Origin of the sequence: Streptomyces sp. NBC_00203 (assembly GCF_045206325.1) — a bacterium.
Classification (GTDB): domain Bacteria; phylum Actinomycetota; class Actinomycetes; order Streptomycetales; family Streptomycetaceae; genus Streptomyces; species Streptomyces lutosisoli.
In genome coordinates, this window is record NZ_CP108126.1 from 7,258,156 (window position 1) to 7,271,671 (window position 13,516).

Sequence of the window (13,516 nt, forward strand, 5' to 3'; positions counted from 1 at the left end):
ATCCGGACGAAGGATAGAAACTCCCGTCCGGTGAGTGAGACTGGTCCAACCGAAGACGGTATGAGGAAACGAGGTCGGATGATGCGTACGCGTCCGCTGAAGGTGGCGCTGCTGGGCTGTGGGGTTGTCGGCTCAGAGGTGGCGCGCATCATGACGACGCACGCCGACGATCTCGCGGCCAGGATCGGCGCCCCGGTCGAGCTGGCCGGTGTCGCCGTCCGGCGGCCCTCCAAGGTCCGCGAGGGCATCCCGGCCGACCTCGTCACCACCGACGCCACCGCGCTCGTCAAACGCGGCGACATCGACGTGGTCGTGGAGGTCATCGGCGGCATCGAGCCCGCCCGTACGCTCATCACCACCGCCTTCGAGCACGGCGCCTCCGTCGTCTCCGCCAACAAGGCGCTCCTCGCCCAGGACGGCGCGGCCCTGCACGCCGCCGCCGAGGAGCACGGCAAGGACCTCTATTACGAGGCCGCCGTCGCCGGCGCCATCCCGCTGATCCGGCCGCTGCGCGAGTCCCTCGCCGGCGACAAGATCAACCGGGTGATGGGCATCGTCAACGGGACGACCAACTTCATCCTCGACAAGATGGACTCCACCGGCGCCGGGTATCAGGAGGCCCTCGACGAGGCCACCGCCCTGGGGTACGCCGAGGCCGACCCGACCGCCGATGTCGAAGGCTTCGACGCCGCCGCCAAGGCCGCCATCCTCGCCGGAATCGCCTTCCACACGCGCGTGCGCCTCGACGACGTCTACCGCGAGGGCATGACCGAGGTCACCTCCGCCGACTTCGCCTCGGCGAAGGAGATGGGCTGCACCATCAAGCTGCTCGCCATCTGTGAGCGGGCCGCGGACGGGGGCTCGGTCACCGCGCGCGTGCACCCGGCCATGATTCCGCTGAGCCACCCGCTCGCCTCCGTGCGCGGCGCGTACAACGCCGTGTTCGTCGAGTCGGACGCCTCCGGGCAGCTCATGTTCTACGGGCCGGGCGCCGGCGGCGCTCCCACCGCCTCCGCCGTCCTGGGCGACCTCGTGGCCGTCTGCCGCAACAAGCTCAGCGGCACGACCGGGCCCGGCGAGTCGGCGTACGCCGCCCTGCCCGTCTCGTCCATGGGCGAGGTCGTCACGCGCTACCACATCAGCCTTGATGTGGCGGACAAACCGGGTGTTCTCGCCCAGGTGGCCACCGTCTTCGCCGAGCACGGTGTGTCCATCGATACGGTTCGTCAGCAGGGGAAGGGCGGCGAGGCCTCTCTCGTCGTCGTCACCCATCGAGCGTCCGACGCGTCCCTGAACGGGACCGTCGAGGCGCTGCGCAGCCTCGACACCGTGCGGGGTGTCGCCAGCATCATGCGGGTTGAAGGAGAGTAACCAGCAATGACCCACCAGTGGCGCGGAATCATCGAGGAGTACCGGGACCGGCTGCCGGTATCCGACAGCACGCCGGTCGTGACGCTCCGCGAGGGCGGTACGCCGCTCGTGCCCGCGCAGGTGCTCTCCGAGCGCACGGGCTGCGAGGTCCACCTCAAGGTGGAGGGCGCGAACCCCACCGGGTCCTTCAAGGACCGCGGTATGACCATGGCCATCAGCAAGGCCAAGGAGGAGGGCGCGAAGGCGGTCATCTGCGCCTCCACCGGCAACACGTCCGCCTCCGCCGCCGCGTACGCGGTGCGGGCCGGCATGGTTTCGGCCGTGCTCGTCCCGCAGGGCAAGATCGCGCTCGGCAAGATGGGCCAGGCGCTCATCCACGGCGCGAAGATCCTCCAGGTCGACGGCAACTTCGACGACTGTCTGACGCTGGCGCGCGCGCTGTCCGACAACTACCCGGTGGCGCTGGTCAATTCGGTCAACCCGGTGCGCATCGAGGGCCAGAAGACCGCCGCGTTCGAGATCGTGGACATGCTCGGCGACGCGCCCGACATCCACGTCCTGCCGGTGGGCAACGCGGGCAACATCACCGCGTACTGGAAGGGCTACACGGAGTACGCCACCGACGGCATCGCCACGCGGACCCCGCGCATGTGGGGCTTCCAGGCCTCCGGCTCCGCGCCCATCGTGCGCGGCGAGATCGTCAAGGACCCGTCGACCATCGCCACCGCGATCCGCATCGGCAACCCGGCCTCGTGGAAGTTCGCGCTGGCCGCGCGGGACGAGTCGGGCGGCCTCATCGACGAGGTGACGGACCGTGAAATCCTGCGCGCCTACCGGCTGTTGGCCGCGCAGGAGGGTGTCTTCGTCGAGCCCGCCTCCGCCGCTTCCGTCGCCGGTCTCCTCAAGGCCGCCGAGCAGGGCAAGGTCGACCCGGGCCAGACGATCGTCTGCACGGTGACCGGCAACGGCCTCAAGGACCCCGACTGGGCCGTCGCGGGCGCCCCGCAGCCCGTCACGGTCCCCGTGGACGCGGCGACGGCGGCGGAGCGGCTCGGTCTGGCGTAAAGCCGTCGGAAAGCTGTGGGAAATCCGCCAGGGCCGGACCACACGCGGCCCGGCCCTGGCGGAAAGCCGCCTGGCGGGAATCCGCCAGAGGCAGCCGGACACGGTCACAGGCAGGCGGAAACCGCCAGGAGCCGACGGCGAAAAGCGCCCGAAGCCGACGGAAACCGCCTGACGCGGGGCGCACCCCTACGGCAACCCGACAGGGGGTGCACAGGGGGCTTACGACACGCATCGTGCGCCTCCTGTGCGCCCTATGTCGCCACAGAACCTTCCTTCGATAGGCTGTACCGAACCCGCCCGCCGCATATGCCGCGGTGCCGCGCCGTCATTACGGCCTCCGGGTCTTCGTACGCATCGCAGTTCATCTCATCGAGTTCATCGAAGTTCATCGCAGTTCATCGAAAATCTCGTACATCACGCAGCTCAAGGAGAGTCTTCGAGCGATGGCCGGTCCAGCGTTCCGCGCCGCCGCCGTCCGGGTGCGCGTCCCCGCCACCAGCGCCAATCTCGGGCCGGGCTTCGACGCCTTCGGCCTGTCACTGGGGCTGTACGACGACGTGGTCGTCCGGGTGGCCGACTCCGGGCTGCACATCGACATCGCAGGTGAGGGCAGTGAAACGCTGCCCCGCGACGAGAGTCATCTCCTCGTACGCTCCCTGCGCACCGCCTTCGACCTGCTGGGCGGACAGCCGCGCGGCCTCGAGATCGTCTGCGCCAACCGCATCCCGCACGGACGGGGCCTCGGCTCCTCGTCGGCCGCCATCTGCGCCGGAATCGTCGCCGCGCGTGCCGTGACCATAGGCGGGGACACCAAGCTCGACGACACCGCGCTCCTGGAGCTCGCCACCGAGATCGAGGGACACCCCGACAATGTCGCGGCCTGTCTGCTCGGCGGTTTCACGCTCTCCTGGATGGAGGCCGGCGCTGCGCGGGCGATCAGGATGGATCCCGCCGATTCCATCGTTCCGGTGGTTTTCGTACCGGGGAAGCCGGTTCTCACCGAGACCGCGCGCGGACTGCTGCCGCGCACCGTGCCGCATGTCGACGCCGCCGCCAACGCGGGCCGTGCCGCACTGCTCGTCGAGGCACTGACCCGGCGCCCCGAGCTGCTGCTGCCCGCCACCGAGGACCGGTTGCACCAGGAGTACCGCGCCCCGGCGATGCCCGAGAGTGCGGCCCTCGTGGAGCGGCTGCGTGCCGACGGCATCCCCGCGGTGATCTCCGGCGCGGGCCCCACAGTCCTCGCCCTGGCGGACCCGGCGTCGGCCGACAAAATCGCCGATCTCGCAGGTCAGGGCTGGGCCGCCAACCGGCTGGACCTCGACGCCCAGGGGGCGTGCGTGCTTCCGCTCGCACCCGTCGGGGTCAATTAAGCGCGCACGGTTGCCGGATTTGGAGAGGGGGAATGTTTGTTGGATCCGGTAGTGTTAACCTCAAGTCTGCACCCGACCCCACCATGGCGAGGTGCTTCACGTCCCCGTCCGGGACAACCATTCTTCCGGGAGCCTCCCAAACTGCTTTGTGCGATGCATTGGGCGCTATGCGCTGAGCAGTGCTGAGCACGGCTCCGGAACCGGCGTGATCGAGCCGATGACACCGCAATTCAGTGCCTCGGTTCCGGAATCGTCATCACCAGTTATGTCTTCCGCCGCTTCGGCGGACAACCGCCCCGGCACGGTCCATACAAAGAGGACCAAATCCGGACAGCACAACCGGTCGCCGAGCCAGACAGGCCGACGTCCGCTCCAGGGAAGGACCCTTCGTGAGCGACACCACCGATCTGATGGGCGCACGTGTCGAGGAGACCGCTGCCGCGCCCGCCACGGACGCCTCCGCGCCTGCCACCGGTGCCGGGTCCCGGCGGCGCCGCGGTACCGGCCTCGAGGGCATGGTGCTGGCCGAGCTGCAGCAGGTCGCATCCGGCCTCGGCATCAGGGGCACCGCGCGTATGCGCAAGAGCCAGCTGATCGAGGTCATCAAGGAGGCGCAGGCGGGCGGAGGTGCTCCGGCCAAGGCCGAGACCGCCACCGAGACCAAGCCGAAGCGCCGGGCCACCTCGAAGGCTCGTACGGGTGACGAGGCCGCGGCCCCGGCCGAGAAGAAGGCCGCCGCGAAGCCCGCCGCCGAGACGGCCGTGGCCCAGCAGCAGATCGAGATTCCCGGCCAGCCCGCCAGCGAGGACGCCCCCGCGGGCGAGCGTCGCCGTCGTCGGGCCGTCGCCGAGGCCGGCAGCCCCGAGACGGTCACCGCCGAGGCGAAGAGCGAGCCGAAGGCCGAGACTCCGGTCCAGGCGCAGGGCGACGCCGAGGGCGACGGCCGTCAGGGCCGCCGCGACCGCCGTGACCGCGACCGGGGCGGCCGTGACCGCGACCGCCGTGGCGGCAAGGGCGACGAGCAGCAGGGCGGCCAGGGTGGCGGCCAGCAGCGTCAGGAGCGCCAGGACCGTCAGCAGCAGCAGCAGGGCGGCGGCGGTCGTCAGGACCGCCAGGACCGTCAGCAGCGTGACAGCGGCCCGCAGGACGACTTCGACGACGAGGGCGGCCGCCGTGGCCGCCGTGGGCGTTACCGCGACCGCCGTGGCCGTCGTGGCCGTGACGAGTTCGGTGCCGCCGGTGCGGGCGAGCCGCAGCTTGCCGACGACGACGTCCTGATCCCCGTCGCGGGCATCCTCGACATCCTCGACAACTACGCGTTCATCCGGACGTCGGGCTACCTGCCCGGTCCGAACGACGTGTACGTCTCCCTCGCCCAGGTCCGCAAGAACGGTCTGCGCAAGGGTGACCACGTCACCGGCGCGGTCCGGCAGCCGAAGGACGGCGAGCGCCGCGAGAAGTTCAACGCGCTGGTCCGCCTCGACTCCCAGAACGGCATGGCGCCCGAATCCGGGCGTGGACGCCCGGAGTTCAACAAGCTGACGCCGCTGTACCCGCAGGACCGGCTCCGTCTGGAGACCGACCCGGGCGTGCTGACCACCCGCATCATCGACCTCGTCGCGCCGATCGGTAAGGGCCAGCGCGGTCTGATCGTGGCCCCGCCGAAGACCGGCAAGACCATGATCATGCAGGCGATCGCCAACGCGATCACGCACAACAACCCCGAGTGCCACCTGATGGTCGTCCTGGTCGACGAGCGTCCGGAAGAGGTCACCGACATGCAGCGGTCGGTCAAGGGCGAGGTCATCTCCTCGACCTTCGACCGCCCGGCCGAGGACCACACCACGGTCGCCGAGCTCGCCATCGAGCGCGCCAAGCGTCTGGTGGAGCTGGGTCACGACGTCGTCGTCCTGCTCGACTCGATCACGCGTCTGGGCCGTGCGTACAACCTCGCCGCCCCGGCCTCCGGCCGCATCCTGTCCGGTGGTGTCGACTCGACCGCGCTGTACCCGCCGAAGCGCTTCTTCGGTGCCGCGCGCAACATCGAGGACGGCGGTTCGCTGACCATCCTCGCGACCGCGCTCGTCGACACCGGGTCCCGCATGGACGAGGTCATCTTCGAGGAGTTCAAGGGCACCGGCAACGCGGAGCTCAAGCTCGACCGGAAGCTCGCCGACAAGCGCATCTTCCCGGCGGTGGACGTCGACGCGTCCGGTACCCGCAAGGAAGAGATCCTGCTCGGCAGCGACGAGCTCGCCGTCACCTGGAAGCTGCGTCGTGTGCTGCACGCGCTCGACCAGCAGCAGGCGATCGAGCTGCTCCTCGACAAGATGAAGCAGACGAAGTCGAACGCCGAGTTCCTGCTCCAGATCCAGAAGACGACGCCGGGCCAGGGCAACGGCAACGACTGACGTCAGCTGGGCAAGAAGGACAAAGGGCCGCCCCCGTCACGCATGTGACGGGGGCGGCCCTTTGTGCTGTCCGGGACAGGTGTACGATCGCGGTTCTTTGAAGCTTCTCAGCATGTTCGAAGCTTCCTCGCATCTTTGAAGATCTTTCGAATTCGCCTGTCTCTGGGGGGACTTGAGTGGATACGTCCATGTCCGGGAACGGTCGTCACAGACGTCGGATACGCATCGCCGTGCCCGTCGCGGCGGCGGGCCTGGCGGCCGCGGTCGCCGGCGCGCTCCTGATGTCGTCCGCGAACGCCGCCACCGCCGCCACGCCGCCGACGCCGACCGTCAAGCCCAGCATCTCCGCGCCCACCCTGGCCGAGCTGAAGAAGCGCGTCGCGGGCGCCGTCGCCGGTGACGACACCGCGGGCCAGACGACCAAGAAGTCGTCGCTGAGCGCCGGCACGAACAGCGCCGGTACCAGCACCGCGACGGTCGACCCGAAGATCATCGGCGGCACCACGACCACCATCTCCACGGCCCCGTGGATGGCGCAGCTCTGGTACTACGACGACAAGGGCACCACCGACGAGAGCGACGACCTCGGCTTCTTCTGCGGCGGTTCCGTCGTGTCGCCGACGAAGATCCTCACCGCCTCGCACTGCGTCAAGGGCTACAACTGGAACAAGTACGGCGCCGTCCTCACCGGCACCGCCCAGCTGCCGACCAGTGACAGCTCCGGCAACACCGACCTGCACGGCGGCACCGTCTCGCTGCCCCTGCGGCAGTGGAACCACCCGTCGTACAACGCGACGACCGTCGACAACGACATCGCGGTCATCACGCTGGACAGGCCCGTCACGGCCAAGCCGATCCGCATGACGACGTCCGGCGACACCGCCTCGTACGCGTCCGGCACCAACGCGACGCTCTACGGCTGGGGCCGCACCAGCTCCACCACGCAGGACATCTCCGAGACGCTGAAGACGGCCACGCTGCCGATCAAGTCCGACAGCACCTGCAACACCGCCATGAAGTCGGTCCTCGGTGAGGACGACTTCATCGAGGGCCACATGGTCTGCGCGGGCACCGCGGCGACCGGCAGCGACACCGGCACCACCACGGCGTGCAACGGCGACTCCGGCGGCCCGCTGATCGTGAAGGACTCGGCCGGCAACCCCCGGATCGTCGGCGTCGTCTCCTGGGGCGTCGAGGACTGCGTCGCGAAGGGCGCGTACGGCGTCTTCTCGAAGGTCAGCACGTACGTCGGTGCCGCGTACCCGCGCGTCGACGACGGCAACCTGAGCCGTGACCACAAGGCCGACCTGTGGGTGCGCAACTCGTCCACCAAGACGGGTTACGAGAAGGACTCCACCGGCACGGGGTTCGGCGCGCGCCAGTCGTGGGACAAGTGGGACGGCGTCAACGTCGTGCTCCAGGCCGATCTGAACCGGGACGGCGTCGAGGACCTCGTGGTCCGCGACAGCGCCACCGGCAACGTCTTCTGGTCCCACTACGTGTTGGCGAGCGACAGCTGGTCCACCGACCAGATCTTCAGCAACTGGAAGACCCGCACCCGCATCATCGCTCCCGGCGACATCAACGGCGACTACCTGCCCGACCTGCTCTCGGTCGACTCCGGCGGCGTCCTGTGGCTCTACCCGGGCAAGGGCAACGGCACCTTCTCGGCGCGGGTCCAGGTCAGCTCCGGCTGGAACCAGTACAACACCGTGCGAGGCCACGGCGACTTCACCGGCGACGGCAAGGCCGACCTGCTCGCGCGCAACAAGAGCACCGGGGACCTGTACCTGTACAAGGGCACCGGCAAGTCCGGCACGGGCGCCTTCTCCAGCCGTATCAAGGTCCGCAGCGCCTGGACCGGCTACAACGCCTTCGACGCGGTCGGTGACATCACCGGCGACGGCAAGGCCGACTTCCTGGCCCGTACGCCCGGCGGCACGCTCTACCTGTACAAGGGCACCGGCAAGGCGACCAGCGAGATCTTCGCCACAAGGGTCTCCGTCGGTACCGATTTCAAGCAGTACGACATTTTCGGCTGAAATCGCAGGTGAGCGGGGTTTCCCCGGATTCACCGATCACGCAGCGTGCCCACCGCTCCACGCGGTGGGCACGCTGCGTTGTGCAACCCTTTCCCGAGTTTCCCCGTCTGACCGTACGGAGTGACCATGGAGCAGTGCGTGTCACGACCAGACGGGCTTGGCCCTGAAAGCAGGGGTATCCGACCGCAGAGGGACTGAGGAGCACATGCCTGCCGAGAGCACGCCGGAACCCGGCATACCGGGGGAGCCCGGCACGAGCGCCGCTCGCCCCCGTGCGAAGGGGCGCCGCCGCAAGGCCCGCAGCGCGCGCCGCAAGGCCCTCCTCGTCACGGCCTGGACCGCCGCGGGCATCGTCGTGCTCGGCGGCACGGGCGCCGGGATCCTGTACTTCAAGCTCAACAGCAACCTCAAGAGCGTCGACATCAACCAGGCCCTCGGCACCGACCGGCCGACGAAGGTCGACAACGGCTCCGAGAACATCCTGGTCCTGGGCTCCGACACCCGCTCCGGCACGAACAAGAAGCTGGGCGGCGGCACCGACGACGGCAGCGCCCGCTCCGACACCGCGATGATCGTGCACGTGTACCAGGGCCACAAGAAGGCCAGCGTGGTCTCCATACCCCGCGACACCCTCGTCGAGCGGCCCTCCTGCACCGACACCAAGGGCGTCACGCACGACGCGGCCTCCAGCGTGATGTTCAACTCCGCGTACTCCACCGGTGGCGCCGCCTGCGCGGTGAAGACCGTCGAGTCCATCACCGGTATCCGCATGGACCACTACATCGAGGTCGACTTCAGCGGCTTCGAGAAGCTCATCGACGACCTCGGCGGGGTGGAGATCACCACCACCAAGGACATCTCCGACTCGGACAGCCATCTGAACCTGAAGGCCGGCACGCACACGCTCAACGGCCAGCAGGCGCTCGGCCTGGTCCGCACCCGGCACGGCGTGGGCGACGGCTCCGACCTCGGCCGCATCCAGCTCCAGCAGGCCTTCATCAAGGCCCTGGTCAACCAGGTCAAGCACATCGGAGTGCTGTCCAGCCCGACGAAGCTGGTCAAGCTCGCCAACACCGCGACCAAGGCCATCACCACCGACTCGGACATCGGCTCGGTCACCGACCTCGCGTCCTTCGCCGACGGCCTCAAGGGCATCAGCTCGTCGAAGATGAACATGGTCACGATGCCGGTCCAGTACGACAGCGCGAACGCCAACCGCGTCCTCGTCGACACCGCCAAGGCCGAGCTGGTCTGGAAGGCGCTGAAGAACGACCAGGCGATCCCGAAGTCGGCCACCAAGGGCACGGCCACGGGCACGGCGAAGGGCGTCGTCAGCTCGTCCTGAGCCCTTTGACGGAGCTCGGGAATAGATCGCAGCGGCCCCCGGTTTTGGGGGATGCGGCCAGTCCTGGCAGACTGGTACGTCGGCTCCGGTTCACGCACCCGCAATCCGCGGTGGCGACCCGGCGCCCTCCCGAAACTAGGAGACACCTTGAAGCGCGACATCCACCCCGAGTACGTCGAGACGCAGGTCAGCTGCACCTGTGGCGCGTCGTTCACCACCCGTAGCACGATCTCCAGCGGCACCATCCGTGCCGAGGTCTGCTCCGAGTGCCACCCGTTCTACACGGGCAAGCAGAAGATCCTCGACACCGGTGGCCGTGTGGCCCGCTTCGAGGCCCGCTTCGGCAAGGCTGCCGCTGCCAACAAGTAGCGAGCCCACAGCGCCGGTCTTCGGCGTCCCCGGCACGGGGGCGCCGGGACCGGCGCTTTGCGGTGCAGCCCCTATTCGTCTTACCTACGTCCCTGAGCCCACACTGGAGCTGGGGACAGTCCATTGGAGCCGGAGATGTTCGAGGCGGTCGAGGAACTGATCGGCGAGCACGCCGATCTGGAGAAGAAGCTCGCTGACCCGTCGGTCCACGCCGACCAGGCCAACGCGCGCAAGCTCAACAAGCGCTACGCCGAGCTGACCCCGATCGTCGCGACGTACCGCTCCTGGAAGCAGACCGGGGACGACATCGGGACCGCGAAGGAGCTCGCGGCCGACGACCCCGACTTCGCCGCCGAGGTCAAGGACCTGGAGAAGCAGCGCGAGGAGCTCACCGAGAAGCTCCGTCTGCTGCTGGTCCCGCGCGACCCCAGCGACGAAAAGGACGTCATCCTGGAGGTCAAGGCGGGCGCCGGCGGCGACGAGTCCGCCCTGTTCGCGGGCGACCTGCTGCGCATGTACCTGCGCTATGCCGAGCGCGCCGGCTGGAAGACCGAGATCATCGACGCCACCGAGTCCGAGCTCGGCGGCTACAAGGACGTTCAGGTCGCCGTGAAGACCAAGGGCGGCCAGGGTGCCACCGAGCCCGGCCAGGGCGTCTGGGCGCGCCTGAAGTACGAGGGCGGAGTGCACCGCGTGCAGCGCGTGCCGTCGACCGAGTCGCAGGGCCGTATCCACACCTCCGCGGCCGGTGTCCTGGTCACGCCCGAGGCCGAAGAGGTCGACGTCGAGATCCACGCGAACGACCTGCGCATCGACGTCTACCGTTCGTCGGGCCCCGGCGGCCAGTCCGTCAACACGACCGACTCCGCGGTGCGCATCACGCACATTCCCACCGGAGTCGTCGCCTCCTGCCAGAACGAGAAGAGCCAGCTGCAGAACAAGGAGCAGGCGATGCGTATCCTGCGCTCCAGGCTCCTCGCGGCGGCACAGGAGGAAGCGGAGCGGGAGGCCGCCGACGCCCGTCGCAGCCAGGTCCGTACCGTCGACCGTTCCGAGAAGATCCGTACGTACAACTTCCCGGAGAATCGCATCTCGGACCACCGCGTCGGCTTCAAGGCGTACAACTTGGACCAGGTGCTCGACGGGGACCTCGACGCGGTCATCCAGGCCTGCGTCGACGCCGACTCGGCCGCCAAGCTCGCGGCCGCGTAAAGCCGAACACAGCCTCGTAAGGCCGTACTTGTCAGGCCGTACGACAACAGCTCAGCCCCGGAGGACCAGCGTGAACCTGCTGCTCGCGGAAGTGGCCCAGGCCACCCAGCGGCTGGCCGACGCCGGCGTGCCCTCGCCGCGCAACGACGCGGAGGAGCTCGCCGCCTTCGTGCACGGCGTGAAGCGGGGCGAGCTGCACACCGTCAAGGACACGGACTTCGACGCCCGTTACTGGGAGGTGACCGCGCGCCGCGAGGCCCGCGAGCCGCTCCAGCACATCACCGGCCATGCCTACTTCCGGTACCTGGAACTCCAGGTGGGGCCGGGGGTGTTCGTCCCGCGCCCGGAGACCGAGTCCGTCGTCGGCTGGGCCATAGACGCCGTCCGCGCGATGGATGTCGTCGAGCCGCTGATCGTCGATCTCTGTACCGGCTCGGGCGCCATCGCGCTCGCCCTCGCGCAGGAGGTCCCGCGCTCCCGTGTGCACGCCGTGGAGCTGTCCGAGGACGCCCTCCAGTGGACGCGCAAGAACGTCGAGGGGTCCAGGGTCGACCTGCGCCAGGGAGACGCTCTGGACGCCTTCCACGACCTCGACGGCGAAGTGGACCTGGTGATCTCCAACCCGCCGTACATCCCGCTCACGGAGTGGGAGTACGTCGCTCCGGAGGCCCGGGACTACGATCCCGAACTCGCCCTGTTCTCAGGGGAGGACGGACTCGACCTCATCCGCGGCATCGAGCGCACCGCGCACCGGCTGCTGCGCCCGGGCGGTGTCGTCGTCATCGAGCACGCCGACACCCAGGGCGGGCAGGTGCCGTGGATCTTCACCGAGGAGCGGGGCTGGGCCGACGCGGCCGACCACCCGGACCTCAACAACCGGCCGCGGTTCGCGACCGCACGCAAGGCGATGCCGTGAGCGCGCGCATCGTGATCCCCAGCCAGCAGTACGTGTACGAGGAGGCCCGCTAAATGGCACGGCGATACGACACCAATGACGCGACCGACCGCACCACCGGTCTGCGTGAGGCCGCGTCCGCCGTCCGCCGTGGCGAGCTGGTGGTCCTCCCGACCGACACTGTGTACGGCATCGGCGCCGACGCGTTCTCCTCGGAGGCCGTCGCCGACCTCCTGGAGGCCAAGGGCCGGGGCCGCAACATGCCCACCCCTGTCCTCATCGGCTCCCCGAACACGTTGCACGGCCTGGTCACGGACTTCTCCGAGATGGCCTGGGAGCTCGTCGACGCGTTCTGGCCGGGCGCGCTCACCCTCGTCGCCAAGCACCAGCCGTCCCTCCAGTGGGACCTGGGGGACACCCGGGGCACCGTAGCCATCCGTATGCCGCTGCACCCGGTCGCCATCGAACTGCTGACGGAGGTCGGTCCGATGGCCGTCTCCTCCGCGAACCTCACGGGCCACCCGGCTCCCGAGGACTGTGACGCCGCGCAGGAGATGCTCGGCGACTCCATCTCGGTCTACCTGGACGGCGGCCCGACCCCGGGCATCGTGCCGTCCTCGATCGTCGACGTGACCGGCAAGGTGCCCGTGCTGCTGCGCGAGGGGGCACTGTCGGCGGAGGAGCTCCGGAAGGTCGTACCCGACCTCGAGGTGGCGAATTGACAGCCCCTGACGCGGGGCGTGGCATAGGCACGGGGATCACGGGGACCAGTGGGTTCTCCAGGGGGTCCTTCCGCATCCTCCACGTCAGCACCGGCAACGTGTGCCGCTCGCCGATCACCGAGCGGCTGACCCGGCACGCCCTGGCGGACCGGCTCGGCGACCCCCTGTGGGGCGGTCTGATCGTGGAGAGCGCGGGCACCTGGGGCCATGAGGGCGCGCCCATGGAGGCCAACGCCGAGACGGTCCTCGCCGACTTCGGCGCGGACCCCTCCGGCTTCGTCGGCCGCGAACTCCTCGACGACCACGTCATCCGCGCCGACCTGGTCCTGACGGCCACCCGCGACCACCGCGCCCAGGTCATCTCCATGGGCCACTCGGCGGGCCTGCGCACCTTCACCCTGAAGGAGTTCACCCGCCTCGTACGAGCGATAGACCCGGCCACCCTGCCTCCCCTGGAGGACGGCGTGATCGAACGCGCGCGTGCGCTGGTGCGGGCCGCCGCCGCTCTACGCGGGTGGCTCCTGGCCCCCACGGCGGAGGCGGACGAGGTGTACGACCCGTACGGGGCGCCGCTGCCGTTCTTCCGGTCGATCGGGGACGAGATCAACGAGGCGCTGGATCCGGTGGTGACCGCGCTGACCGGGGTGCGCGCGCGGGCCTAGGCCACCGCCGGGCTCTGATCACACGGCACCCGGCGGTGTCGGCCGCGGC

Annotated in this window: 11 protein-coding genes; all 11 read left to right on the forward strand. The window is 69.4% G+C overall.

Going from position 1 to position 13,516, the window contains the following annotated elements; all coding sequences use genetic code 11:
* Positions 1-81: 81 nt before the first annotated feature.
* Positions 82-1,371 (forward strand): homoserine dehydrogenase, encoded by a 1,290-nt coding sequence (locus OG975_RS32540; protein WP_406336568.1) that lies wholly within the window; start codon positions 82-84, stop codon positions 1,369-1,371.
* Between the two features lie 6 nt (positions 1,372-1,377).
* Entirely contained in the window at positions 1,378-2,436 is a 1,059-nt protein-coding gene (gene thrC, locus OG975_RS32545; protein ID WP_406332881.1) for a threonine synthase, read from the forward strand.
* A 443-nt stretch (positions 2,437-2,879) separates the two neighbouring features.
* Positions 2,880-3,809 carry a homoserine kinase gene (thrB, locus tag OG975_RS32550; protein ID WP_406332882.1) on the forward strand — a complete coding sequence of 310 codons (930 nt, stop codon included), beginning with the start codon at positions 2,880-2,882 and terminating at the stop codon, positions 3,807-3,809.
* Positions 3,810-4,198: 389 nt separating this feature from the next.
* On the forward strand, positions 4,199-6,220 hold the full coding sequence (rho, locus tag OG975_RS32555) for a transcription termination factor Rho (RefSeq protein ID WP_406332883.1): 2,022 nt from the start codon (positions 4,199-4,201) through the stop codon (positions 6,218-6,220).
* Positions 6,221-6,408: 188 nt separating this feature from the next.
* The gene (locus OG975_RS32560) at positions 6,409-8,262 is read left to right on the forward strand and encodes a trypsin-like serine protease (RefSeq protein WP_406332884.1); all 1,854 of its coding nucleotides are present in this window, start codon (positions 6,409-6,411) and stop codon (positions 8,260-8,262) included.
* A gap of 205 nt (positions 8,263-8,467) precedes the next feature.
* Entirely contained in the window at positions 8,468-9,607 is a 1,140-nt protein-coding gene (locus OG975_RS32565; protein ID WP_406332885.1) for an LCP family protein, read from the forward strand.
* Between the two features lie 147 nt (positions 9,608-9,754).
* The gene (rpmE, locus tag OG975_RS32570) at positions 9,755-9,976 is read left to right on the forward strand and encodes a 50S ribosomal protein L31 (protein ID WP_382787376.1); all 222 of its coding nucleotides are present in this window, start codon (positions 9,755-9,757) and stop codon (positions 9,974-9,976) included.
* Positions 9,977-10,111: 135 nt separating this feature from the next.
* Entirely contained in the window at positions 10,112-11,188 is a 1,077-nt protein-coding gene (gene prfA / locus OG975_RS32575; protein ID WP_406332886.1) for a peptide chain release factor 1, read from the forward strand.
* Positions 11,189-11,258: 70 nt separating this feature from the next.
* Entirely contained in the window at positions 11,259-12,104 is an 846-nt protein-coding gene (gene prmC, locus OG975_RS32580) for a peptide chain release factor N(5)-glutamine methyltransferase (protein WP_406332887.1), read from the forward strand.
* A gap of 53 nt (positions 12,105-12,157) precedes the next feature.
* On the forward strand, positions 12,158-12,805 hold the full coding sequence (locus OG975_RS32585; RefSeq protein ID WP_406332888.1) for an L-threonylcarbamoyladenylate synthase: 648 nt from the start codon (positions 12,158-12,160) through the stop codon (positions 12,803-12,805).
* Positions 12,802-13,467 (forward strand): protein-tyrosine-phosphatase, encoded by a 666-nt coding sequence (locus OG975_RS32590; protein ID WP_327431763.1) that lies wholly within the window; start codon positions 12,802-12,804, stop codon positions 13,465-13,467. Before OG975_RS32585 ends, OG975_RS32590 begins: the two co-directional genes overlap by 4 nt.
* Positions 13,468-13,516: the final 49 nt, after the last annotated feature.

Bases quoted from the DNA above. Each gene is read 5' to 3' on its own strand.
- OG975_RS32540 (WP_406336568.1), top strand. From the start codon at position 82: ATGCGTACGCGTCCGCTGAAGGTGGCGCTGCTGGGCTGTGGGGTTGTC.
- thrC (WP_406332881.1), top strand. From the start codon at position 1,378: ATGACCCACCAGTGGCGCGGAATCATCGAGGAGTACCGGGACCGGCTG.
- thrB (WP_406332882.1), top strand. From the start codon at position 2,880: ATGGCCGGTCCAGCGTTCCGCGCCGCCGCCGTCCGGGTGCGCGTCCCC.
- OG975_RS32560 (WP_406332884.1), top strand. From the start codon at position 6,409: ATGTCCGGGAACGGTCGTCACAGACGTCGGATACGCATCGCCGTGCCC.
- OG975_RS32565 (WP_406332885.1), top strand. From the start codon at position 8,468: ATGCCTGCCGAGAGCACGCCGGAACCCGGCATACCGGGGGAGCCCGGC.
- prfA (WP_406332886.1), top strand. From the start codon at position 10,112: ATGTTCGAGGCGGTCGAGGAACTGATCGGCGAGCACGCCGATCTGGAG.
- OG975_RS32585 (WP_406332888.1), top strand. From the start codon at position 12,158: ATGGCACGGCGATACGACACCAATGACGCGACCGACCGCACCACCGGT.